Origin of the sequence: Paenibacillus sp. 11B (genome assembly GCF_030487755.1) — a bacterium.
Lineage (GTDB): Bacteria > Bacillota > Bacilli > Paenibacillales > Paenibacillaceae > Paenibacillus > Paenibacillus vandeheii.
This window is the reverse complement of record NZ_JAUKNS010000001.1, coordinates 1,525,521-1,550,830: the sequence shown is the minus strand read 5'-3', so window position 1 is coordinate 1,550,830 and position 25,310 is coordinate 1,525,521. Positions and strand designations below refer to the sequence as shown.

The following is a 25,310-nucleotide window of genomic DNA, read 5'->3' as shown; positions in this document are numbered from 1 at the left end:
TATATTGGAGAGATGTGAGGAGATGAGGATATGAAGCTGGTGTCCTGGAATGTTAATGGATTACGGGCGTGTGTAACCAAAGGATTCATGGATTATTATGATGAGAGTCAGGCCGATATTTTTTGTTTGCAGGAAACGAAGCTTCAGGCTGGTCAGATCGAGATGGATCTGGGAGAAGACGTGTATCAATACTGGAATTATGCGGTGAAAAAAGGATACTCCGGCACAGCCATATTTACTCGAATCAAGCCGTTATCCGTCTGGTACGGAATAGAGGAAGACAGCGAGCCGGAAGGCCGGATGATTACGCTGGAGTTTGACCATTTTTACCTGATCAATGTGTATACCCCCAACGCAAAGCGGGATCTGACCCGACTTCCTTACCGACTGGAATGGGAGGATCGATTCCGGGAATATGTGCTGCAATTGGAGCAGACCAAGCCGGTGATCATGTGTGGAGACCTGAATGTAGCCCATCAGGAGATCGATCTGAAGAATCCAAAGTCCAATCTGGGCAACTCGGGATTTACGCTCGAAGAGCGAGCCAAGATGACCGATCTGCTGGCCGCAGGGTATGTGGACAGTTTCCGCCATCTGTATCCGGATCGGACGGATGTGTACAGCTGGTGGTCTTATATGCCGAAGGTCAGAGAGCGGAATGTGGGCTGGCGTATCGACTATTTTCTGGTGTCCAATCAACTGACTTCGAAGGTGAAAGACGCACATATCGATTGTCATGTCATGGGTAGTGATCATTGCCCGGTGGGTTTAACACTGGAGCTGTAGCTGCAAGATGGCCCGGGAAGAAGTCGGTTTAAGATCATTAAAAAGTGCTACCGCAAGTTTCCGTCGTCGGAGATTTGCGGTTTTTTGGCATGTTATCCATCCCCGCAGGACAGGAAGGCTTAACATCTTTTTACGCCACAGGTAGGGGAGAGAAACTGGACTTTGGTTGGGGAACGAACTGGACCCTGGATTGTTCCGTTTCCACCAGTTCTTGGGTAGGATTGAACAATACATACATAACAAGATCTTGGGGAGTAAGGGGTAGAGAACCGATGAAGAAGGGATTACGGAGAGGATTAAAAGTATTGGGAGGCCTGATGTTCGCAGCGGGTCTTCTAATGCTTGCAGGTACGGCGTATGAGGCCTATCAATCAACACAGGATATGAAGTCCTATCCTCTGCCAGGCAAGCTGTATGAGGTGAGCGGACGCAATATGCATCTCTACACAACTGGCAGAGGAAAAGCAACGGTGGTGTTGGCTTCAGGCTGGGGGACACCCAATCCCTATGTTGATTTTAGCCCGCTGTATGACAAGTTGAAATCCCAGATGAGGATTGCGGTGTATGACCGATTCGGTTATGGATATAGCGACTACACGGATCGGCCGCGTGATATTGATACCATTACGGAGGAAATCCATCAATTGCTGCAAGCGTCAGGTCAACGCCCTCCTTACATTATGGTTGGTCATTCTCTGGGATCATTGGAAACACTTCGATTTGCACAGATGTATCCGGATGAGGTGGCAGGCATGGTGATGATTGATGGAGGAAGTCCTGAATATTACAACACCGTGAAGATGGATACACCGGAATGGTATTTTGATTCAATCCGTTTTCTGGTAAAAACAGGTGTTGCGCGCACAATGCTGCATTCCGATCGCATGATGGCATCCCTGGTCATTGACCCGGATCTGGTGACGGAATCGATGAAAAAGGCAGTCACCATATCGACTCTGAAGCATGCTTACAATGACAACGTGATGGAAGAAATCCGGAACTCCAAGGTGAACGCAGCCCGTGTGCTTGAGAACAAAACGGAATTCTCCTTTCCGCTAACCATTCTCACAGCCGGTTCAGAGAAGCCAAGCGAAGGCAGTCGAGCGTGGGAGGCAGATCAAGCAGACTTCGCTTCATGGTCGAGACAGGGGATACAGCTGGTTATACCACACGCCGAACACTACATCCATCATAGTCGACCGGGTGTAGTAGCCGATGAAATTCTGAAGATGGCTAAGCCATCCAATGTCATGTGAATAACGTTAGCCGAAATAGCGAACAGGAAGACGAGGGAGATGATAAAGAAGATGGGGGACATCGGCAGATTTCTGTCCTTGTTGTTGGCAAGTTGCCTGTTGTCTTTAATTGTACTGTCAGTGTCCGTTGTATGTATAACGGATAGAGTTGACGCAGCACCTGTTGTTCAATCAGCTGATCGGACAAATTTATCCGCAGCTGAGTTGGAACAGGCTGTCAGCCCGCTGGTATCAGAACAAATCAGAACATTGAAGATCCCGGGAGCTGCTGTTGTCATTACTCAAGGGGAAGATATCATTTTCAGTCAAGGTTACGGTTATGCAAATGTGGAGCAGCAGATCTGGATGGACCCGCAGGACACAAAAGTTCATATTGGTTCACTTACCAAAACAATCACAGCCACTGCTGCAATGCAGCTGGTTGAGCAGGGTGAGATCGAGACGGATGCAGATGTAAATGATTATCTGACCTCGTATCAGCTGGGTACATTTAATCAGCAGCCGATTACGCTTCACCATTTGCTTACACATACGGCTGGACTGGATCAGGTCTTGTATGGTACCGTGGCAGCATCACAAGACGAGTTGGTCGGGGCGGAATCTTTCTTACAGCAGTATGTGAAAAACCAGCCTCCTGTCAGAGAACCAGGTACCAGGTATGAGTACAGCAATGCCGGGCTGGGTCTGGTCGGCAATCTCATTGAACAGGTTCGTGGCCAGTCGCTGGATGAATATATGAAGGAGCATCTCTTTCAGCCACTTGGCATGTCTACAGCCGCGTTGGATATGCCAGATGAGAGTCCGGATCTTCCGTTATCTTACGATGTGGATAAAGAAGGCACATATCATCCGGTCTCATACCAGCATTTTAATATTCCGGGAGCGGGTGGACTTAGTGTAACGCCGAATGAGTTTGCACATTTCATGATCGCTCAATTGAATGAGGGGATGTACAAGGGAAACGCCTTGCTGAAGCCGGAAACTGTATACACGATGCAGCATGAACAGTATACGGATCATCCGGAACTAGACGGGGTGGGATATGGATTTTTTCTCGGCAAACTGTCTAATGCCTTACCGATGGTCTACCACACGGGAGAAGTGGAAGGATTCATATCCAAGATGGTGCTGATCCCTTCCAGACAGATCGGGATATATGTTGTCGTCAATGCAGGGCAGTCCGATGTACAGCTTCATAATCAGGTTGTGGAGTCCATTACGGACCTGCTGGGTCCAGTAAACACAGACACCTCACAGGTTATAATAACGCCACAGAGTGCAGAACAAATGCAGAACTATGAGGGTCATTATATGTTACAGCTCAGTCCACAGCATGGTTGGGGCAGATGGGTCAAGTTTTTTGAAAAAGGTGGTTACACGATTCGGGCAGATGGATACAATCTGATCGTTAGCGGAACGTTTCCAGAAGAAGAAGAAGAGCAGCATAAGCGCTTTGTGCCCATTCAGGAAGGCGTTTTTCAGGAGGAAGGTGCAGGCCGGTTCATATGGTTTCATGAACAGGACGGACAATGGAAGGCAACTGGTTTGAATGGGGTGACTATGTCCCAAACATCCTGGTGGGATACCTCGTTATTTCTGTTGGCTGTGTGTGCGTGCTTCATTTTATTTTGGATTTTCATAGCTATCACATGGCTCATTCGTTACATCATTCGTTGGTTCAGCAGTAACCGACGGCCGGTCTCCAGAATGATCGGGGTGATGGCGGTAATCTATGGAATCGCTGTGCCACTACAGATCGTGTATGGTTTGACTTATATGAGTACTGGATTTCCATTCTGGTATCAATGGGGGCTGTGCTCTCTTCCGTGGATTGCTGCATTGCTTGGGGGGATTCTGCTTCTGCAAAATGTCCGAGGTACCGTAAAAGGGAAAGGCGTATCGATTGGAAGAGGTGCATTAGCCGTGATTGCTTTGGCTTTTACAGCGTATATGGGATATTGGAATATGCTTTCCATTCATTTTTACTGAATAATGGATGAATTTACCTTGCCTTGCATGAAAAGTGGCCCCGATGCCGCCAAATGCAGGTATTTTTATTTCGAACTGGAAACCTGACAAGTTACATGGTATGTTATATCATTATACTAGAGTAGTAGGCAACTATAGATGAAGACAGGAGAGGATTGAACATGATTAAAGTTGGTATCGTAGGGTACGGTAACCTGGGTAAAGGTGTGGAGAAGGCCATTTCACAAAATGAGGATCTGGAACTGGTTGCGGTCTTTACGCGTCGTAATCCGGAGCAGATGGTCGCTGAAGGCACAGAGGTTCGTTTCGAGCATATCTCTGCGGCTGAGCAATACATAGGCAAAATTGATGTCATGATTCTGTGTGGTGGCTCGGCAACGGATCTTCCGGAACAGACGCCTGCCATCGCCAAATTGTTCAATACGGTAGACAGCTTCGATACACATGCCAAAATCCCTGAATTCTATAAGGAAGTTCATACTGCGGCAGAGCAAGGCGGACATGTGAGTGTCATCTCGACAGGATGGGACCCGGGCTTGTTCTCGATGAATCGTCTGCTTGCTCAATCCATTCTGCCAGAAGGCAAAGAATACACATTCTGGGGCAAAGGGGTCAGCCAAGGGCATTCGGATGCCATCCGCCGTGTTCCAGGTGTTAAAGCTGGTGTTCAGTACACCGTACCTGTCGAAGAGGTGATTAACCGCATTCGTGCCGGAGAGACACCTGAACTGTCCACACGCGACAAGCATTTGCGTCAATGCTATGTGGTGGCTGAAGAGGGTGCCAATCAGGATGAGATTCGTGAAACGATTGTATCCATGCCGAACTATTTCTCGGATTACGATACTACGGTGACGTTTATTACTGAAGAGCAGTTAAAGGCTGAGCACGAAGGCATGCCGCATGGCGGGTTTGTCATTCGCAGTGGAGTTACAGGCGCAGGTCAGAAACAAATTATTGAATTTGGTCTGAAGCTGGACAGCAACCCGGAATTCACAGCGAGCGTGCTTGTGGCGTATGCCCGAGCTGCACAGCGTCTGAGCCTGGAAGGGCAGAAGGGTGCGAAGACGGTATTTGATATTCCGCTGGGTCACCTGTCTCCGAAGTCGGCTGAGGACCTTCGCCGCGACCTGTTATAATACGGTAGGTAGTGCAAGTCAACAGGGCATTGCATTTGAATGGCTTTTTATCCTTTGTAAAATAGAAAATAATAGCCCGCCCTTCGCCTAAAGAAGGACGGGCTATTTGCTGTACAATCCTGCTCTACGCGTATTGGCTGAATCATGCCTAAGACCAATGCTCAGGCATATGCAGATGGACGGGCAGCTTGGTGCGGGCGTTGCCCTTAGCTGCATTGATTTGGGATTGTGTCAGGAAAATGCCGCCGGTCAGATCCGCTCCGCCAAGATGGGCATCACGCAAGTCGGCACCAATCCAATCGGCATGTCGCAGGTCCGCATTGCGAAGATCACAAGCAATCATCAGAGCACCCCGGAAGCTCGCGCCTCGCAGATCAACCCCTGTCAGATTCGCTCCTAAGAAGTCTCTTCCCGTACGTTTTTGGCTCTTCGGCTTTCCCTTTCCATGTTCACGACTCGTGGGTGGTGCACTGGCGCGTACCAATGTACTTGCCTTGACCAAAAGCTCGTTCACCATCGCACGATGAGCAGGAATGTCCAGGCGCAGCAGGGCCGATGGCTCCAGATTGGCAAGATGCTGTATCTCCTCATATCTTTCTCGCAGAGCCGCATGAAGTGTAGATGTTTCCGACCGCATCAGCATTTCATTCAGATAACTGAGCAGCTCGTGAAGTTGTCTCAGGGCAGGTAGGCAATCGAACATCTCGCTTGCGGATTCCGGATGATCTCGCCAATCCTTGCCTGCATAGGTTATCTGGGACAGCTTCTGTCCGGCGCCAAAACAGTCATACACGGTACAGCCCTTGAACCCTTTTTGCCGTAGCTGGGTATGTATTCCGCAGCGATGGTCTGTACGCAGGTTGGGACAGGGAGTACCACTGGATTTGTCAAAAGCAAAATCGGATGATTTGCCATAGGGCAAGGCAACACAGCACAGACCGAAACATTGCTCGCAGTCCGCGCTCAAATGAGGACCGGCTGTGGTGGTGTATGGTTGGTTAGACAAAATGCACACTTCCTTTAATAGTAAAAAAAACAGATTGAATCAGTTCAGTACCACTTTACCATTACACTAGGATTCGATCAATTCGAATCAGGAGTTTTGTTATCTCTACCGGGGGGTAGACGCCGGCTTTGCATTTTAATCTTAAAATAGGGTTATTCAATTTGCAGGTACTACACTGCTGGTCATGTGGGGGAGAACAAATGCGGATAAGAAAGACGGGAATTAGTTTGTGGATTGCAGTATTGGTGACAAGTCTGTTGTATGGGTATGGACCGAACGTGCATGCCGACGCCGGTGGTCGAATGTGGGAAGTGGATGTAACCAGATATGACGGGTTTTCGGTCATTGATGCCAAGCCAACGGAGGATGGCGGATATATTTTGGCAGGCAGGAGCGGGAATCAGAGTGCGCTGCTGAAAACGGATGCGGAAGGTAAGGAGTTATGGCGTAAACAGCTGACCGAGGGAACGGAGCCGAGATACGATGTGAGAGCTGTTATTCCGCTGCGGGACAATGAGTACATGTATGCAGCAATCGATAACAATGATCTGAATCAATCCGTCATTGGCAAACTGAATGCAGATCAGGAGATTGCCTTTTCTGTAGTGGTCGAGGGCAGTGTAAGCTCCTTGCTCAAGACAGATCATGAACTGATCCTGTTAACCGGTTATCGGCGTTCTGCAAACGGTGAACTGGACCCAATGGCAGTCATGCTGAATCCAGGAAGCAGTCAGATATTTAATACAACCTATGCGCAGCCCTATAATCAATTTATACACGCCAGCCTTCGCTCCTTTAAGGGCACCCACCTCATTGGAGGTTCGACCCAACAGGATGGAGTCAGCTGGTATACCGATGCGCTCCTGACAGAAGTGAATTTGGCAGGTGTGCAGGTCAATCAGAGAACATATGGTACACCGGATGCAAGCGAAACGATTGAGGCTATGGCACCAGTGAATGATTTTGGGTATATTCTGACGGGAAATGTGGTCATTGGCTCTAAACAGGAGATCATGCTGCTTAAACTGGATGCCAATCTGGACCAAGAGTGGATGAGGACATATCCTGTAGGAAACCATGGTGTGGACGTAAAGCTGGCTTTTGAAGGGGGATATGTGGTATCAGGCACGGATAGCGATCTGAACATGCTTGTATTGAAAACCGATGAAGCAGGCAATATGCAGTGGGTTCACCACCTATCCGAAAAGGGATCAGGTTCAAGCACCAAACAAAACCCTGATGGGAGTTACTCGTTTCTAGGCGGGGACGACAATGGTGGATGGTATGCCCTTCGGGTTGCTGCGCCTGAACAAATTGCCGTGGACGATCTAGCCAATCTTATTGTAGGCACAACACCCGATATGGAGTTTTCAACTAATGCTGGCGTGAGCTATACTTCCTTTGCCGTTGAACCATCACCGACTTTTCCCGGGAATGAAGAGGTGTGGGTAAGGTATCGGAAAGACAGGGAACAAGGTTATGGTGCGGGCCAAGTCCAGGTTCTACAATTTACTGCCAATGCAGCAGATGCCCGTTTGCACAAGCTGGCTATCGATGGATTGCCCTTGACCGGATTCGATCCTGAGCTTGAAGAGTATACGATCCAAGTCTCGAAGGATGCATCATCCATCACGGTAACAGCCAGTACGTATGAACCCGCTGCCAGCCTGCTTCTTGATGGACAGTCTGCACAATCGGGCCAGGGCGTAAATGTGCCTGTAATTGCGCCAACGCAGGACGTCGTTATTGAAGTTACAGCGGCGGACAGGATCAATCAACGAAATTATACCCTACATGTCGTTCAAGAGACTGATCCGGCTACAGGGGAACCGGGAGGACCTGAGAACCCGGAAAACCCGGAAAACCCGGAAAACCCGGGAAATCCAGAGACTCCAGAGGAACCCCCTGTGCAGCCAGAAAATCCATCTGTCCCATTGGTTCCAAGTGTTCCCTCATCTCCAATGGGACAGCAAAGTGCACCGGCTGCACCTGCCATCTCGTCCAACTTAACAGGGCTGAACGTTTCGCCAGGCAAACTTGAACCTGCATTTTCCCCGGAGCAGTTTCGCTACCGGCTAACATTGACAGCAGATACCTCTGCGGTAACCCTGCATTGGCCTGTGATCGGACAAAATATTACGGTGAACGGCTCACCGGCGCAGCAGGGCAATATTACGCTGGTGAACCTGAACCCTGGCAGCAATCCGGTTACGATCGGTGTCAAAGGTTTGGATGACGAGGCCAAGGAATATTACATTGATATCGTTCGGGGTGAGACAGTGTCTTCTGAATCGGAGGAGGGGCCTGCTCTCGGGCAAGATCTCATTGCCATTGAAGGGCAGAGGGATTGGGCAGATCGGGCGATGGCGATTGCGGCTCAAAAGGGCATTGTGCAGGGGTATGGAGATGGCACCTATAGACCGCATGAAATCCTTACCCGGCTGGAATATGCCGTTATGCTGCAACGAATGCTTCAATTGCCTTTGAGGGAAAGAGAGGCAACACAGCGTAGCTTCAAGGATCAGGAGAATATTCCGGCTTGGGGGCTCGAGGCCGTATTAGCGGTAAGTGAAGCAGGCATTATGCAGGGCTATCCGAATGGAAAGTATGCCCCTGATCTTGCCATAACCCGGGCAGAGATGTCTGCCATTGTAGTTAGAGCTTTTCAGTTGAAGAACGAATTGGATTCGGCGAATTCTGCGTTACCGTCTTTCCATGATGTGGATCAGGTGGCCCTGTGGGCACGCCCCTACGTGCAAATCTTGCAACAGCACGGTATTGTCAAAGGCAGAGCCAATAACAGGTTTGCTCCACAGGATAATCTCACCCGTGCTGAGGCGGTAATGGTTCTGCTTCGCATCCAGCAGATGCTGGATTCATAACCAATCACATGTCACATATGAAATGAACATACACTTGTGTTGCATCCTAACGTAATTAACATAAAGGGCAGCTCTCCCCGGGGAGAACTGCCCTTTATTTATCTTAGGAAAAATGTCATTACACTGGCTGGCAAATTCCTGTGGTGAATGGGTTTGCCTAAGTTAGACGATACCTTGCGCGAGCATGGCATCTGCCACTTTCAGGAAGCCAGCGATGTTCGCTCCAGCAAGCAGGTTACCTGCACAGCCATACTCATCCGCTGCCTGAACACAGCTGGTGTAGATGTTAGACATAATGTCATGCAGCTTGGCGTCCACTTCTTCAAATGACCAGGACAACCGCATGCTGTTCTGCGACATTTCAAGTGCGGACACGGCAACTCCGCCAGCATTAGCCGCTTTGGCTGGTCCAAACAGAACGCCTTCTTTATGGAACACATCAATCGCAGCCAAAGTGGAAGGCATATTCGCTCCTTCACCGATCGCTTTAACTCCGCCTTGCACGAGCAATGCAGCAGCCTGTTCGTCGATTTCGTTTTGCGTTGCACAAGGCAGCGCGATATCACAAGGGATAGACCAGATGCCTTCACAGCCTTCGGTATACACGGCATGTGGATGCTCTTTGACATATTCGCTGATCCGCAGACGATCAACCTCTTTTAATCTTTTTACGGTATCTAGATTGATTCCTTGAGCATCATAGATGTAACCACCGGAGTCACTACACGCCACAACATTAGCTCCAAGTTCCTGAGCCTTTTGAATGGCATAGATGGATACATTACCCGAACCGGAGACAACAACCGTGCTGTCCTTGAAGCTCAGTCCTTTGGATGCCAGCATTTCCTTCACAAAGTACACGCATCCGAATCCGGTAGCTTCCTTACGTGCAAGACTTCCTCCGTATAGGAGCCCTTTACCTGTAAGTACGCCGGCTTCATGTCCACCGCTGATACGTTTGTACTGTCCGAACATATAACCGATTTCCCGTGCACCTACACCGATGTCGCCTGCAGGTACGTCCGCATCGGAACCGATATATTTGTACAGTTCAGTCATGAAGCTTTGAGTGAAACGCATAACTTCCAGATCTGATTTTCCTTTTGGATCGAAGTCGGAACCACCTTTACCACCGCCGATTGGCAGACCAGTCAAGGCATTTTTGAAAATCTGCTCGAACCCAAGGAATTTAACGATTCCCGAGTAAACAGAAGGATGGAAGCGAAGTCCGCCTTTGTACGGACCAATTGCGCTGTTGAATTGAACACGGAATCCACGGTTTACTTGTACCTTACCTTGATCATCTACCCAAGGCACGCGGAACGTAATAACACGTTCTGGCTCAACAAGCTGTTCAAGCAAGCCATTCTCCCGATATTTCGGGTGAGCTGCAATGACAGGAATAAGCGAGTCCAGGATCTCTTTGACAGCCTGATGGAATTCACTTTCCTGTGGATTTCTGGCGATAACCGATTCGTAAACGGAATGAACATAATCTGCGGCAGATACTTGAGTTGAATCTTTAGTTATAGTCGACACTTTTTCAATGCACTCCTTTATTGTGTTAAAGTCTTGGGATGGCTATTTGTATAAATTGCATAAAAGTTTGTAGTTAAATATACAGGAAACAAAATAAAAATACGAGATGAAAATCCATAAAATGTTTTTTATGGCGTTATTAAAATCTTCTATGGATCTGTCATACGATGTAAAGGTTAAGTTTGGAAGCCGGGTAGGCTGCCCTTTTATCCTTATACAACGCAAAGTTAACGGAATAGCTGGATTAAAAAAATAGTTTTGGTAAGATGGTAGTAAGACCGCGGGATCCGTGGTTTTTTTATCTATATGAAGGAGGAGAACAACATGATGAAGAAAAACATGCGAATCAACATGGAGAACAGGGCTTGTATAGGAGGTGAGATTTATTATGAACCGTAGGTCCTCCTTTCAAAACTGCAGAGAAATGCTGGTGAACCAGCTCATTATATTCGGTGAAGAGAAAAGAACATTTCTCGACGCCTATTTTGACGTGCGTGATCCGGAACGCTCGCAGATGGAACGGCTGCTCGCGAACTATACGACGTGTGTGGAGAAGCTGCTTCTCGGTGCAGATGAAGCTCTGGACTCGGTGGTACTCATTGGTAGCTTGATCCGGTTTGAATACGTTGATTTTCACACATCCGATTCATTCACCATTGGTATGCCGGATGACGCGGACCCGGATGCGGGGCGTATTTCCTTCCTCTCCCCTGTGGGCCGGCAATTACTGCTTGGACTTAAGGGAGAAATAAGGTCGATTAATATACCAGCTGGCTCCATGCGGGTACGTATTACGGATATTACGTTGAACAATGAATCCTTGAACAGGATGTCTACTGGGGGTGCAGATCATGCACTTTAAAGAGACGGATTTGCCGGGAATTGGACGCAAATACTGGCTGCACACACGCAGCGGTGAGCATTTGGTCATCGTCATCCATAATGATGAGCGACGTGACCTGTTTCACATGGAGTCAGGTGATTCGCCTGAAGAACTGGGAGACATGGTGTCACTGGTCACACTGGATGATGATGAGGCACGTGCGGTAGCGGCTATTGTTGGCGGCATGACGTACAAACCAACGTTTCAGGATGAGCGTGAAGTGATGCTGGAGGGGCTGTTAATTGAATGGCTCCGTATTGAACCGCATTCAGAGAGCATAGGAAGAACGATCGGAGAACTGAATATTCGCCAGGCAACAGGTGCGGTTATTCTGGCTGTGGTCGAGAAGAACAGGATGAAGCAGTTTAATCCGGGTCCGGACTATACCTTTACTGCGGGGGCTACGGTTGTTGTCGCTGGGGAACGGGATCAAATCAAACTGTTAAAACGGTTGTTATCCAATGGACGGCTCTAGCCTATGGATATGCTCATATTCGAAGTGGGAATTGCCGTTGCGCTGATTACACTTACGGGGCTAATATCTGCACGATTACGATTTTCGGTCATACCTTTCTATATCCTGATTGGCATGGCTGTTGGACCGCATGCACCACAGATCGGCATTGTGGATCTGCGTTTTATCGAAAGCTCGTCATTTATTGAATTTATGGGCAGGCTGGGCATTCTGTTTTTACTTTTTTATCTGGGGCTTGAATTCTCGGTATCCCGTCTGCTGAAATCAGGCAAAGCCATTCTAACCGGAGGCATGTTCTACGTTGGACTAAATTTTGCTTCCGGTCTGCTACTGGGTTGGTTTATGGAACTTCCGCTCAAGGAAACGTTGGTAGTCTGTGGCATTATGACGAGTTCTTCCACAGCTATTGTGGCTAAAGTACTCGTCGATTTGAAGCGCACGGCGAACCCGGAGACGGAGATTATTATGGGTATGATCATGTTTGATGATCTGTTCATCGCCATTCATATTTCGATCCTGACGGGACTTGTACTGAGTGGGGCTACCTCATTCCTAAGCGTCTTTCTTGTATCCCTGTCTGCGCTGCTGTTCATTGTACTATTTCTGATTATAGGCAGGAAATGCATCAAGTATATCGATAAAGCACTCAACATCAAATCATCGGAGTTATTTCTGCTCACGGTTATGACGCTGCTCTTTCTGGTGGCGGGTTTCTCGGAAACGCTGCATGTGGCCGAGGCGATTGGGGCTTTGATGATGGGGCTGGTTCTGGGGGAATCGAGACATGCCAGCCGAATTGAGCATCAGATCATGCCGTTCAAAGATTTCTTTGGTGCCATTTTCTTTTTCAGCTTTGGCCTGACCATTGAACCTTCATCCCTCGGGGGTGCCGTTGGCATGACCGTCATTGCCGTGATTCTCACCATTGCCAGCAACTATGGTGCGGGCATGATCGCTGGCAGACTCTCCGGGATGTCTGCACGTGCTTCTCTTAATGTTGGATTCACGCTGGTGTCCCGTGGAGAGTTCTCCATCATTATGGCGAACATCGGCAAGGCCGGAGGTCTGATGGCATCCATTCAGTCTTTTGCCGTGTTATATGTGTTGATTCTGGCAGTGCTTGGCCCGATTCTGACTAAAGAATCGCCATGGATTTACAGTCAATATGCTCGTTTGAGGAAAAGAATGAAACGAAAGGAGACGGGATGAATTGTGCATCTGTTTGCCACGTCTTTACAGCGTAGGTTCGTACACAGATGCAAACACGTATTGAATCCTAATCCACTGATAAACCGTACACGCCACACTGCTTGGAGTAAATTCTCTCCTTGGTGTGGCGTTTATTGTATCGGGGGATGTCCATCCCTTTATTGACAGATGTATGAAGGCTGTTATACAAAGAAGTATACTTATGGACGTATGTTTTAATGAAAGGTCGTGCAATGCACGGCCTTTTTTTGGATATAGGATCACGCTCATGCAATCTGAATGGGACTGATCTATGACAAGAGGAGAATGTACCGCATGGATAATCTGCCTTCATATCATTCAACATATCATTATTGGAAACAGTATCAAGCCTTCTTTCCGGAAGAATTCAGGCTAGGAGATCATGCGAATCCTGAAGAGGAGTGGTGGGAATCGAACGGGGTTCATCTGCACATCGATCGTCTTCCCGTGCCCGAGTCGCCGATCAAAATTCTGTTCATTCACGGAGCCGGAGGCAATGGCAGGTTGCTCGCCCCTTATGCCCGAATGCTGCACCTCCGAGGCTATGAGGTAGTATCGCCAGATCTTCCACCGTATGGGCTAAGCTATGCGTCGTCTGGGACACGTCTCAATTATGACCTGTGGATCAAGCTGCTTGTTTCACTCGCATAAGAAAGACGGCAAGCCGATCGTGGTGTTGGGAAGCAGCATAGGGGGAATGCTGGCGTATCACACGAGTGCACGCAGTGAGCACGTACAAGGCTTAATCGTAACAACCTTTGTGGACACGAGTGATGCTGATATGCGTGACCAGCTTGCGCCAAACCGTGTGATTAGCCGATGGGGCAAACGTATGATGGACCAGTTCCCCGGCCTGCTTGATCGTATCCGCATCTCCGTCAAACAGGTATCACGAATGCAACTGATTACCAATAATTCGGATTTAACCCGACTTATTATGAATGATCCACAAGCGGCAGCGACGCGTGTCCCATTGGAACTGTTAAGAACATTCCTGAATAAGAAGCCGGAGGTAGACCCGGAACAGTTTGATCAATGTCCTGTCCTGCTGGTTCACCCTGAACTGGACCCGATGACACCATTACGGTTCAGCCAATCTTTTTTTGATCGATTGAAAGTGGAAAAGGAATGCGTAGTGTTGGAAGGAGCGGGCCACTTCCCTATAGAACAGCCAGGGCTGAATCAATTGGAGGAAGCCGTGTTACGATTTTTACATAAGATTCAAGCAAAACATTCATGAAAATTGGATTCGAATGTTCTCTATATGAACCGCGACTCCGCCCACTTGAATTTTTGTAATTTCATTGGAAATGTCCAGCGTTAATTTGGCTCGGATCTCCGAGGGACGGTTCAAGATGTATCCTTGTCTAATCGTATAGATTGTATCAATGGGATCTGAAAGTTGGTTGTATTTATGTAAATAACAGAGTAAAGCACCGTTAGATGTACCTGTTGCGCTCTCTTCTGGAATATCGTAAAGGGGAGCAAAATTCCGGCATTCTGCCAGAGCGATCTCTGCATCTGGTTCGAGTGCAAACACGTGATAACCTACGACATGGTTAGCTTTGCTAATTTCAGCGATAAGCTGAAAGTCAGGAATGATTTTTGACAGAACATCAACATGGTTAACCGCAATCAAGATATCTCGTAATCCGGTAGACACGATCTGCACAGGTAATTCGGCGTGCAAATCTTCTGTAGGAATACCCAGAGAATCCGCAATGGTTTGTCGGTCAACAATCTCTCCAAACTCTGGTAGCGCCTGAGACAGATAGACTTCACCATTATTCTGGACAACCACTTCGAGGATTCCGGCCAGTGTCTCCAGTGTGTACATACCTACCTCAACGATATGCTGTGCTTTCATTAAATAAAATAAAGCAATCGTTGCATGCCCGCATAGATTAACTTCATCACTAGGGGTGAAGTAACGAACTTTGAAATCAGCCTGATCCGATGGCATAACAAATGCCGTCTCTGAAAATCCAACTTGTCTGGCAATCTCCTGCATCTGGGATTCGGATAAGTGTCCTGCTTGTAAAACAACTCCTGCAGGGTTTCCGCCTAGAGGTTTATCGGAAAATGCATGTAACGTACTTACTTCAATGTCCACAATGCTACCTCGCTTGTTCGGTTATTTAGGTTCAACAGTTCTACATTATATCATGGTTCGTGATCAGGATTGTGACCCCAAACCTGCTGCGAATTCGTGAATATAGGTCAAGTGCACGATCGGGAAGGGTAATGAAGAAGGAGAGCATAACGATAATCCTATGGAAAGGCTGGTATCTCTAATGAAAGCCATTGTGATTGAAGAGTTCGGTGGAGCGGAACAATTGAAGGAAAAGGAAATGACCAAGCCGACATGTGGAGTGAATCAGGTGCTGATCCGCATTCATGCTACTTCTGTGAACCCGGTGGATTTTAAAATCAGACAAGGTCATATGAAAGAGGCTGCGGATTCTTTCCCACTCATATTGGGCGGGGATGTCGCCGGTACGGTAGAAGAAGCGGGTTCCAATGTGGCGAGGTTCAGAGCGGGAGATCGTGTATTTGCCCGTCCTCGTCATTTCGGAACCTATGCAGAATATGTGGCCGTGGATGCGGACATCATTGCCCGTATTCCAGAGAAACTGAGCTTCGAGGAAGCAGCTGCTATACCATTAGCAGCCATGACGGCCTGGCAGGCACTTGTTGAACATGGACGGCTTGCCAAAGGACAGAAGGTTCTCATTCACGCGGGAGCAGGTGGTGTAGGAACCTATGCCATTCAGATCGCCAAATATCTTGGCGCTGAAGTGGCTTCCACCGCAAGTGAATCGAATGAGGAATTGCTCCGTTCGCTGGGTGTGGATCATTTTATCAATTATAAAAAAGAAGACTTCTCGGAGATTCTCTCCGGTTATGATGTCGTGCTGGACACGATGGGTGGCGACATTCAACGTGATAGCTTCAAGGTATTAAAGCCCGGTGCACGTCTGGTATCGCTTGTGGAACAACCGGATGAAACGCTGGCTAAGGAAGCAGGTGTAACCGCCAACGTGTTCATGATGGAACCCAAAGGAGACCAACTCGATCAGTTGGCTGAGCTCGCTGCTGAGGGCAAGCTGAGACCCATTATTGATGAGACATACCCCTTGAGTGAACAAGGTCTGCGTGAAGCACACGAAAAAAGCGAAACCCATCATACACGCGGAAAACTGGTCATACGAGTAGAATAGATGAGGTTTACCGTTGAATGTTTAAGTTAGCTTTTTGTTCTAACGTACACCTCCTAAAATTGACATTGGACATACCTATATGGGGAACCGGTGAGATTTTAGGAGGTGTATTTTTTATGCGTAAAGAGAGCACACGAATAATATAATTTGAAAGAATGGAATATTACGGTATATACTTGATGTAAGTGTTGAAAGGAATGAGAACGATGTAGTCTATGGAGACTTAGATCCCAAGGCCAGATCTCCGCCTTAATTCAGATATGAGTGAGGTAGGAGTAAATAAACCTTAGGAGGATCTATAATGAAAAATAATATTTGGACAGGTCATAAAGTTAGATTACGTGCAATTCTCCCAACTGATTGGGATAAGTTCCACAATAATGATTCTGATTCTGACTGTGCTAGACTAAATTTCCCAAGATCAGAAGAGGGTACCAAGGCTTGGGCTGAATTCCAGGCATCTCGTGGTTCTGATGGGGATAAAATTATGCTCGCGGTCGAGACTATAGATGGAGTATTAGTAGGAAGTATAAGTTCGAATAACTGTGATACCCGAAATGGAACTTTTACGTACGGTGTTGCTATCTTCAGAGAATTCTGGCGCAATGGTTATGCTTCAGAAGCTGTAAAAATATTGTTGCGATATTACTTTGAGGAGTTACGCTATCAGAAAGTTACCGCACATATTTATGCTTTTAATGAAGGTTCACTAGAACTTCATGAGCGTCTTGGATTTGTCCAAGAAGGGAAACTCAGAAATATGGTATTCACTAATGGACAGCATTACGATGAATATCTCTATGGTTTGACTAAAAGTGAATACTCGAAAATGAAGATATGAGAGTAGGCTACCCTAGTGGTAGCCTTTTTTCAAATAACGGGAAACGATAAATTAAATCTGAGGCGGATGTAGGCTGAATGATTTCTTCAGTTGGTGCCCCGTTTTGATGATGTTCCTTTTCAAATGCAAATCAAGTAGACAATCTGATATTGAAATACAATGGGAGGTTATCTGATGGTTGATGTTTTTGCTGTATCAGACATTATTGTTAAACATATTAAGACTCATTACCCTCAAGACGTTGCAATTGTCGGCTATTACGGATCATATTTGCAGGGGCGAGCGACTGAACGTTCGGATTTGGATTTCTTCTTCATTCCAGCGACGGCCAAGGGTAGAGAAGCGGAGTGCCAGTTTATGATCGACGGTATCAGTTTTGATTTCTGGCCCATCGGATGGGATCGTGCTGAACGGATGGCAACATCTGAAGAATGGAATACGACGATTATAGCAGACTGTGAATTGTTATATGTCCGATCAGATGATGATCTAGTCAGATTCATGGAACTTCGCGAAACAATATCGAACATGGGGAGTAAAGCCAGAACATCGGATATGATCAACAAAGCTGAATCCGCACTAAAGGAATGCTTGATCAGCATAGCTAAAATGCGTCTTTCCAAAAATGCCAAGGATCTTTCCTATTGTCGAACCCAGGCTCAAGAGATTGCGGGAAACATTTTCATGTCGCTTGGCTTTTTAAACCAAATTTACTATAAGCGCAGTTGGGGTCACTATCGTGAGCAAGTTAGAAATCTCCCCATTAAACCGGATCAACTGGACCCATTCCTTGATACCATTATGTTCAGCCTTTCTCCAGATGAAATAATATCAGCGTGCGAGAATCTGACAGCGGATACACTTTGTCTCATATCGGAGCGACAAAACAGCCAAGAAGAGCTTCGCTCTTATAAAGAGCAACTGCGGGGGTACTACGAAGAGGAAAAAGGTATGATAAATAAACTGTTAACCGCGTGCGAAAAAGGCCATTACGAAACAGCTTTCTTCGTTGCTATTGGGGTGCAAGACGGGTTATCCCGAATATTGTACGCGGCAGAAAAGGGACGCTGGCCTGGCATTATTGACATGGGTGAGCATCGCGAGTTTTACGTTAATTATGGGTATCCTGATCTGGTTGCACTGTTAAATCCAAACGATTTTGAACCGTTGCGATTAGCCGTCCTGCAGCTTATAGATCAGTTGGAGAATCAGCTTAAAAGAGAAGGCGTATCTATCAACCAGTTCGACTCTGTTGCTGAGTTCGAATTATTTTACATAAACAGAGTTTGAGGACAGGGAATAATGAGGCGGAATGAATTCCAAAATGGATAATAAGAAGGCAAGTCTGTGTTTAATTATTATCAAATTTAAAAACTTTACTGACGGAAGATGTCAGTAAAGTTTTTTTATAATAGGGGTATCAAATAGAAGGGGAGTGCATTATGCATATCAAAAAAGTGTATCTTTATGTATTTAATACGATGTCAGACTGGGAGGTGGGTTATTTAATTGCTGAACTAAACTCGGGAAGATATTTTAGAAAAGGGCTGAGACCGATAGAGGTGGTTACCGTGGGTGTTGATAAAAGTCCGGTGACTACCATGGGAGGGATGGACATACTGCCTCGCGTTTCTGTGGATGAGTGTATGTTAGAAAGCACGGATGTGTTGGTTCTTCCGGGTGGAGATACTTGGATGGGAACCATTCACGAACCGATATTGAAAAAAGCTGCGACATCATTAGAACAGGGTCATATTGTTGCGGCAATTTGTGGGGCAACCGTTGGACTCGCAAGGATGGGATTGTTAGACTCCAGAAGTCATACAAGCAACGATCTGGACTATTTGAAAATGATTTGTCCTCATTACATGGGAGAAAAATACTATGAGAGGGTACCGGCCGTAACGGATAACAATTTGGTTACTGCATCCGGCATAGCACCGTTGGAATTCGCGATGCATGTATTGAAGGTACTGGATGTATTTACACCGGAGACTTTAGATTCATGGTTCAATCTATATCAGACTCATGATCCAAAATACTTTTTCGAGTTAATGAATTCTATCAAATAGTTGGTATTTCGATATTTTCGCATAGGGTGGAATAAGATATAATAGGAGGAATTTATTCCATTCTATGTATGAGGTGATTCGGATGTCCAATGAGCTCATTCAAGCGATTCAATTATTAAAAGAAAAGAAGTGGGTGGATCTGACTCATACGTTTGGTCCGGAATCTCCACATTTCTCAGCTTTTGCTGCGGCACAATTTGATACGTTGTTTAATCACGATCAAGGCTTCTTTGCCCAGAGTTTCAGGTTTCCCGGACAATATGGTACGCATCTGGATGCACCGATTCACTTTGTGCGTGATACCCGTTATCTGGATGAATTGGGGTTGAAGGAGCTTGTGCTACCACTGGTAGTCATTGATCAATCTGAGGCTGTAGAGAGCAATCCGGATTTCACGCTGGATGTCGAGCATATTCTTGAGTTTGAAAAAGAGCATGGTGTGATTGAAGCTGGCAGCTTTGTAGCACTGCGTACCGATTGGAGCAAACGCTGGCCCAGTCATGAAGCCTTCGACAACAAGGATGCAGAGGGAAATAGTCATGCACCCGGATGGTCAGTCAGTGCGCTAATGTTTTTATTCGAGGAAAGAAAAATACAGGCGATTGGTCATGAAACCTTCGATACCGATTCAGCCGTGGATTATCAAAAGAACGGGTCGCTTCTGGCGGAATATTATGTACTTGCCCAGGATACATATCAGGTAGAGCTGTTAACGAATCTAGATCAGGTGCCGGCCAAAGGTGCGGTGATCTTCAATATCGTACCCAAGGCGGAAAAGGCGTCTGGCTTTCCAGTCCGCTCGTTTGCCATACTGCCGTAAAACAAGGTTGAATATAGGTATATCGAAATTTGACTCACACACAGTTCTTACCCAATGATCCGAATATGTAAATAGCAAGGGAGATGTATCTCTCTTCTGATTGTCGAGAAACCCAGGTCATGTTAAGGACCTTGGGTTTTTCTTGTGTTCAGGCAAGGAGAGCAGATATGAAATACTCAATTCATAGGGGCATTTGGACCGATCTTGTGTTAACATGTGCACTAACTAACCCAATAGCTTGATTGAGAAGGGGATACCATGTCCATTCGAATAAAAATGTTGCTGTCCTTCACGGGAATGCTCGTCATAAGTTTGCTGTTCATCCTGCTTACGGCAAGTCTGTATACAATTGCGGCGACAGGTGATCTGCAGGGTTTTCGCGATATATACAAAGTACATTATCAGGTCAACCCACTCACGGAACAGGGAGAAACGATCTTTCAAGAGATGAAGTTTCTGGCCAAAAATGATCCCGATGAACTGCAAAACAAGGTTTTGCTGCGCGAGTACGATATGAAGCTTCGAGCCGAGAAGTCAGGACTCTACGTCAGACGGGAGAATAGCCAGATCTTCGAATCGCTGACCTTCAACCAGCCAGAACTGAGACAAGCACTGCCTGCCTATGATCTTAACAATTATCAGATTCGCAGTACCTTCAACATAAGTGAGCGATTCTATGCATATGCGAAATTTGATTTTAAATATTCAGATGGGGAACGAGGGAGCATCTTCGTCATTCGAGAGAGAAGTCCTTTTGCGGAACTTACTCGCAAGCTGCTACCTGTGATGTCACTTCTGCTCATCGGTGTCCTCATCATCGCGAATCTGCTCTTATTCCGCTGGATCACTCGCAGCTTTATTAAGCCATTGAATCAACTTCGGAATTCAGCCGAACAGATTAAGGATGGGAATTTGTCCTTCAAGCCTCAAGTTAGCTCCAATGATGAGGTTGGACAACTCAGCGAAGCATTTGAGAGCATGAGGAATCAATTGCAACGCTCCAATGAGTTACGCCAGCAAGACGAAGCGAATCGCAGAGAACTCATCTCCAACATTTCGCATGACCTCCGCACGCCGATCACTAATATTAAAGGTTATATTGAGGGGATTCGGGATGGAGTTGCGAATACTCCGGAAAAAATGGAATCATACGTAAATATTATTCACTCGAAAGCAGTTAGCATGGATAAGTTGGTGGATGAACTATTTCTGTATTCGAAGCTCGACTTGAATCAGGAACCCTTCCATTTCAAAGTGGTAGATCTTGTCGATTTCCTGGAAGACAGCATTGAAGAGTTAAGATACGATCTTGAGGACAAAGGGGTGCTCTTGCATTGGGAAAATCGGGCGTCTGATCCGGTCATGGCTTCTGTGGATCTGGATAAATTAAAACGAACCGTTGTCAATGTAGTGGATAATGCCCTCAAATATATGGAGAATGAACAAAAACGATTCGGCATTACACTTCAAGCAGATGACGAATGGACTACGATAGCCTTTAAGGACAATGGCAGGGGAATACCGGAAGAGGCGCTGCCTTATATATTTGAACGCTTTTATCGAGCGGAGCAATCCCGCAATTCCTCAACAGGAGGAAGTGGATTGGGACTGGCGATAGCCCGCCAAATCATCGATGGACACGGAGGCTACATCTGGGCGAAAAGTAATCCCGATGATGGCACAATCATTTATATCAAACTCAAACGGCTGAATGAAGAGTGGAGGCTAGTTGGTAATGACAAACATCTTGATTATTGAGGACGAAACAACGATTGCGGAATTGGAACGGGACTACTTTGAACTCAACGGGTTTTCGGTGGAGCTCTGCCATAACGGAGATGAAGGGCTAAAGCTGGCTCTGGAGGGAAGTTACAATCTCATTATTGTTGATCTGATGCTTCCGGGACTGGACGGCTTTGAATGTTGCAGGCGCATTCGTGAGGTAAAGGAGGTGCCGATCCTTGTCGTCTCCGCGAAGAAGGAGGAGATCGATAAGATTAGAACGTTCAATTTGGGGGTTGATGATTTTATTACAAAACCGTTTAGTCCAAGTGAGTTGGTTGCAAGAGCAAAGGCTCATTTGACCCGATATGAGAGATTGCTTGGCAAAAGCAAACCAGCCGAACAAGATGAGATCCATATTCGCGGGCTTCATATCGACAAGAGCGCGCGCCGCGTGTTTGCTAATGGCGAAGAGGTAGCAATTACAACCAAGGAATTCGATCTACTCGTATTTCTTGCGAGTCATCCCAATCGGGTATTCAGCAAACCCGATCTTTTCGAGCGGATCTGGAGCATGGATTCCAGCGGAGATATTGCGACGGTTACCGTCCATATTCGCAAACTGCGTGGGAAGCTGGAGGCAGATCCCAAAAATCCGGAGTATATTGAAACCGTCTGGGGTGCGGGTTACCGGTTCACCATATAAGTTTCGAGAAAAATTAGATTCAGTTTATAATTTTTTAATATTTTTGTCCTTGGGAGTTTCTTTTTGTCCTCTATTCTATAGTTACAGGCAACTTCAACCTATAGAGGAGGAATTCAGATATGAATCCTATAACCCGGAAAATGGCTACATTTTTAACGATAACTGCATTAGGCGCTACAGCATTCCCGCTAACTGCCAATCAGGCACAAGCAGCTACATACGTTACTAACGTTGCAACTACTGCGACACAGCTTACTGACCACCAGATTGAGGCTGCCATCAAGAAACTGAACAGCTTGGGGATTATGAATGGATATGCAGATCAATCGATGGGTGAGCGTAGGGCCATTACCCGTGCTGAATTAGCATCATTGGTATTTAAGACGTTTAATCTGGAGGGCAAAACGGGAGAACGTGTAGAATTAACAGACATCAGTCCTAAAGCATGGTATGCGCCGTATGCATCAAAGCTCGTTGAACTTGGTATTATGCAGGCGAACAATGGACAATTTCATGCGCAAAGTCAAGTTACGGATGCAGAACTGGAACAAGTCGTATCCAAAGCGATGCAGCGTGATGTGAAATCCGTTCATCATTGGATGAGTACTTTTTACTCCGAGAACGGTTCGACCACGCGCGGTGAAACGGCGGTGTTGTTGCAAACGGCCCATCAGGCCATTCCTTCGGAGCAGGCTCAAATCCAGAGCGTTAAATCACTGAATGCAATTACCTTAATCGTCACGTTCGATAAGCCCCTGACATCAGCAAATGAAGTGTTTTCCAAGGCACAAACCGATTTTGCGCTTAGTGGTGGATTGACGTTGACCAACATGCCTCGTCTGAAAACAGGGTCCATCGCGACTTACATCGTTCCAACGTCCGTTCAACATGCAGAAGAAGTGTACAGTCTCAGGTATAAAGGTCGGGATGCGGGTACCTTTGAAGGCAGTGGTACAAAATTAAGCATGACAACTGCTAGTCAAATAACGAATGATACATTCGAGATTGAAGCATTACAAGAGGACGGTGTAGTGGATTACGGCTATATCATTTCGGCCTACAGCGGTGGTCGAGGGGCCAATGCGTTTGTATTGAATGACCAAGAACAAGCAGAAGGCAGAACGTTTCAAATTATCTCTTCCATGCAGGTAAGACAAGTCGTGATTACGCCAGAAGGTGGCGAGCCAATCGTTGCCAAATATGTTCCGTTCACGCAATCGACAGATGGCAAACAAGAACCGAAGTTCCGTTTGCCTGAAGGACAAACTTTGCAATCCGGTGTCACGTATACCGTTTCATCTGACTGGGCCAACATCAATAACGCTTCGTTCGTCGCGAGATCGTTTGATGCGCTGAAGGTTGCGAATGCTCAAGCTGTGAGTGAAACTTCAATTGAAGTTTCACTGGCACAAGATCCTGGGGATGAACTCTTCTCTGGTCGAAGTGTAACATTAACTTCACCTAGCGGGGCCGTTGTTACAGCCACTTATAAATATTCAAGCCGGAAAGGTGCAACGGGCTTATTCGATCTTGTTAATGATGACAAGTTGATCCCAGGGATCACCTATACGATAAGTCCAGTTGGCGATTGGAGTGTTGCTTCTTCGGTAACAGTGGCACTGTAATAAAGGAGGCAGTATGAGTAAGTCGCTGATGATGATAATTCTAATAAGCAGTATTTTTGTCGTTCAAGGCTGTGTACCTGAAGTGAGAGATGACTCGATGGTGGAGGAGAAGGCATTGACTTCACCAGATGAACAGCTATTTAAGGCAGCTGAGGGTAGAGACAGCGAAAGTATCGGAAAATGGATTCAAGAAGGCGCCAATATCAATGCTCAAGATCAGAGCGGAAGAACCGCTGCCATGATTGCAACATACAACAATGATCTGGCAACAGCTAAACTGTTGATACAAGCGGGTGCAGATGTTAATGTACAGGATGATATGAAGAATACCCCGTTTTTGTACGCTGGCGCTGAAGGTTACTTGGATATTTTGAAGCTGACAATTGAGGCGGAAGCCGACCCATCGATAACGAATAGATATGGAGGGACGGCACTTATTCCAGCTTCGGAGCACGGCTACGTTGATGTGGTACGAGAACTTCTGACCCAAACCTCAGTAAATGTGAACCATGTTAATCAACTGGGGTGGACAGCCCTGCTGGAAGCAATCATTTTAAACGATGGCAATAAACGGCAACAGGAGACGATTCAATTACTCATTGATCATGGAGCAGATGTGAACCTTATGGATCGTGATGGAATATCACCGCTTATTCATGCGAGGAATAAAGGTTTTAAGGAAATCGAAGAGATTCTAGTCCGCGCTGGTGCGAAATAGAGCATCGTTTGTATTTTGCATCATTCGTTTTAGATGAAGAGGCATACAGATAAATAATAAAGGAGGCATATTCCGCCTCCTTTTTATGTGGTTACTTTTGATCCGATGAGGGATCCTGATTAAACCGTTGTGAAATTTTCTTCTCTGTTTTCTTACGCCGTATCCAGCGCTTGAAAATACCTTCTTCTTTTCTTCCCTGCAGTGTTTCTTTCATGCCTTGGATCATAAATTCGGATCTTCGTCTGTCATCCCGACCAATCTCGCGCAATTCCTTAATAAATTTGTCGTCCATATCTGCCTCTCGCTCATTAAGTATATTTTCATTATACCGAACGTACGTTCTTTTATCAAGTTTTACCATAATCGAATTTTTTGGACGATTCTAGTGAGATAGAGCACA

General features: G+C 46.5%; 23 protein-coding genes. 19 read left to right on the top strand and 4 right to left on the bottom strand.

Annotated elements, in window-relative coordinates; all coding sequences use genetic code 11:
- The first annotated feature begins 30 nt into the window (after positions 1-30).
- The 4 genes from Q0V21_RS06905 (at position 31) to Q0V21_RS06890 (ending at position 5,170) form a co-directional block, all read left to right on the top strand.
- Positions 31-786 (top strand): exodeoxyribonuclease III, encoded by a 756-nt coding sequence (locus Q0V21_RS06905; RefSeq protein WP_079350507.1) that lies wholly within the window; start codon positions 31-33, stop codon positions 784-786.
- Between the two features lie 272 nt (positions 787-1,058).
- Positions 1,059-2,042 carry an alpha/beta hydrolase gene (locus Q0V21_RS06900; RefSeq protein WP_301878169.1) on the top strand — a complete coding sequence of 328 codons (984 nt, stop codon included), beginning with the start codon at positions 1,059-1,061 and terminating at the stop codon, positions 2,040-2,042.
- Positions 2,043-2,081: 39 nt separating this feature from the next.
- Positions 2,082-4,031 carry a serine hydrolase domain-containing protein gene (locus tag Q0V21_RS06895; RefSeq protein WP_301878167.1) on the top strand — a complete coding sequence of 650 codons (1,950 nt, stop codon included), beginning with the start codon at positions 2,082-2,084 and terminating at the stop codon, positions 4,029-4,031.
- Between the two features lie 161 nt (positions 4,032-4,192).
- Positions 4,193-5,170, top strand: coding sequence for a diaminopimelate dehydrogenase (locus tag Q0V21_RS06890; RefSeq protein WP_443145446.1), 978 nt, complete (start codon positions 4,193-4,195; stop codon positions 5,168-5,170).
- A gap of 148 nt (positions 5,171-5,318) precedes the next feature.
- Here the strand turns inward: Q0V21_RS06890 and Q0V21_RS06885 are convergent, their stop codons facing one another.
- Entirely contained in the window at positions 5,319-6,176 is an 858-nt protein-coding gene (locus tag Q0V21_RS06885; protein WP_079350503.1) for a pentapeptide repeat-containing protein, read from the bottom strand.
- A 200-nt stretch (positions 6,177-6,376) separates the two neighbouring features.
- Between Q0V21_RS06885 and Q0V21_RS06880 the strand changes: the two genes are divergently transcribed.
- A complete protein-coding gene (locus tag Q0V21_RS06880; RefSeq protein WP_301878166.1) occupies positions 6,377-9,058 on the top strand; it encodes an S-layer homology domain-containing protein in 2,682 nt (893 codons plus the stop codon).
- Positions 9,059-9,220: 162 nt separating this feature from the next.
- On the opposite strand, the gene gdhA is transcribed toward Q0V21_RS06880, so the two are convergent.
- Positions 9,221-10,597 carry an NADP-specific glutamate dehydrogenase gene (gdhA, locus tag Q0V21_RS06875; protein ID WP_079350501.1) on the bottom strand — a complete coding sequence of 459 codons (1,377 nt, stop codon included), beginning with the start codon at positions 10,595-10,597 and terminating at the stop codon, positions 9,221-9,223.
- 388 nt (positions 10,598-10,985) lie between these two features.
- Here gdhA and Q0V21_RS06870 point away from each other — a divergent pair, with 388 nt between their 5' ends.
- The 5 genes from Q0V21_RS06870 (at position 10,986) to Q0V21_RS06850 (ending at position 14,425) form a co-directional block, all read left to right on the top strand.
- Positions 10,986-11,459, top strand: coding sequence for a GreA/GreB family elongation factor (locus Q0V21_RS06870; protein WP_301878164.1), 474 nt, complete (start codon positions 10,986-10,988; stop codon positions 11,457-11,459).
- Complete coding sequence (locus tag Q0V21_RS06865) at positions 11,449-11,955, top strand: cation:proton antiporter regulatory subunit (protein WP_079350499.1); 507 nt, start codon at positions 11,449-11,451, stop codon at positions 11,953-11,955. The genes Q0V21_RS06870 and Q0V21_RS06865 overlap by 11 nt, the downstream gene beginning before the upstream one ends.
- 3 nt (positions 11,956-11,958) lie before the next feature.
- A complete protein-coding gene (locus Q0V21_RS06860; RefSeq protein ID WP_079350498.1) occupies positions 11,959-13,164 on the top strand; it encodes a cation:proton antiporter in 1,206 nt (401 codons plus the stop codon).
- 315 nt (positions 13,165-13,479) lie between these two features.
- Entirely contained in the window at positions 13,480-13,836 is a 357-nt protein-coding gene (locus Q0V21_RS06855) for an alpha/beta fold hydrolase (protein ID WP_301878163.1), read from the top strand.
- On the top strand, positions 13,820-14,425 hold the full coding sequence (locus Q0V21_RS06850; RefSeq protein WP_301878162.1) for an alpha/beta hydrolase: 606 nt from the start codon (positions 13,820-13,822) through the stop codon (positions 14,423-14,425). The genes Q0V21_RS06855 and Q0V21_RS06850 overlap by 17 nt, the downstream gene beginning before the upstream one ends.
- Here Q0V21_RS06850 and Q0V21_RS06845 read toward each other — a convergent pair.
- Positions 14,420-15,298 (bottom strand): PhzF family phenazine biosynthesis protein, encoded by an 879-nt coding sequence (locus Q0V21_RS06845; protein WP_079350497.1) that lies wholly within the window; start codon positions 15,296-15,298, stop codon positions 14,420-14,422. The two genes, Q0V21_RS06850 and Q0V21_RS06845, sit on opposite strands and share 6 nt — an antisense overlap.
- A gap of 181 nt (positions 15,299-15,479) precedes the next feature.
- Here Q0V21_RS06845 and Q0V21_RS06840 point away from each other — a divergent pair, with 181 nt between their 5' ends.
- From Q0V21_RS06840 to Q0V21_RS06800, 9 genes are all read left to right on the top strand, one after another.
- Positions 15,480-16,406, top strand: a complete 927-nt coding sequence (locus Q0V21_RS06840) for an NADP-dependent oxidoreductase (protein WP_301878160.1) — start codon at positions 15,480-15,482, stop codon at positions 16,404-16,406.
- A 301-nt stretch (positions 16,407-16,707) separates the two neighbouring features.
- A complete protein-coding gene (locus Q0V21_RS06835) occupies positions 16,708-17,247 on the top strand; it encodes a GNAT family N-acetyltransferase (protein WP_301878159.1) in 540 nt (179 codons plus the stop codon).
- Between the two features lie 174 nt (positions 17,248-17,421).
- Positions 17,422-18,537, top strand: coding sequence for a hypothetical protein (locus tag Q0V21_RS06830; protein ID WP_301878158.1), 1,116 nt, complete (start codon positions 17,422-17,424; stop codon positions 18,535-18,537).
- A gap of 152 nt (positions 18,538-18,689) precedes the next feature.
- The gene (locus Q0V21_RS06825) at positions 18,690-19,319 is read left to right on the top strand and encodes a type 1 glutamine amidotransferase family protein (protein ID WP_301878157.1); all 630 of its coding nucleotides are present in this window, start codon (positions 18,690-18,692) and stop codon (positions 19,317-19,319) included.
- An 82-nt stretch (positions 19,320-19,401) separates the two neighbouring features.
- Complete coding sequence (locus Q0V21_RS06820) at positions 19,402-20,139, top strand: cyclase family protein (RefSeq protein ID WP_301878155.1); 738 nt, start codon at positions 19,402-19,404, stop codon at positions 20,137-20,139.
- Between the two features lie 258 nt (positions 20,140-20,397).
- Positions 20,398-21,897: a sensor histidine kinase gene (locus Q0V21_RS06815; RefSeq protein ID WP_079351153.1), complete on the top strand. Its 1,500-nt coding sequence runs from the start codon at positions 20,398-20,400 to the stop codon at positions 21,895-21,897.
- The gene (locus Q0V21_RS06810; RefSeq protein WP_079351154.1) at positions 21,875-22,567 is read left to right on the top strand and encodes a response regulator transcription factor; all 693 of its coding nucleotides are present in this window, start codon (positions 21,875-21,877) and stop codon (positions 22,565-22,567) included. The genes Q0V21_RS06815 and Q0V21_RS06810 overlap by 23 nt, the downstream gene beginning before the upstream one ends.
- A 119-nt stretch (positions 22,568-22,686) precedes the next feature.
- Positions 22,687-24,192 carry an S-layer homology domain-containing protein gene (locus Q0V21_RS06805; protein WP_301878153.1) on the top strand — a complete coding sequence of 502 codons (1,506 nt, stop codon included), beginning with the start codon at positions 22,687-22,689 and terminating at the stop codon, positions 24,190-24,192.
- A 13-nt stretch (positions 24,193-24,205) separates the two neighbouring features.
- The gene (locus Q0V21_RS06800; RefSeq protein WP_301878152.1) at positions 24,206-24,910 is read left to right on the top strand and encodes an ankyrin repeat domain-containing protein; all 705 of its coding nucleotides are present in this window, start codon (positions 24,206-24,208) and stop codon (positions 24,908-24,910) included.
- Positions 24,911-25,001: 91 nt separating this feature from the next.
- Here the strand turns inward: Q0V21_RS06800 and Q0V21_RS06795 are convergent, their stop codons facing one another.
- The gene (locus Q0V21_RS06795) at positions 25,002-25,202 is read right to left on the bottom strand and encodes a hypothetical protein (RefSeq protein WP_094936863.1); all 201 of its coding nucleotides are present in this window, start codon (positions 25,200-25,202) and stop codon (positions 25,002-25,004) included.
- Positions 25,203-25,310: the final 108 nt, after the last annotated feature.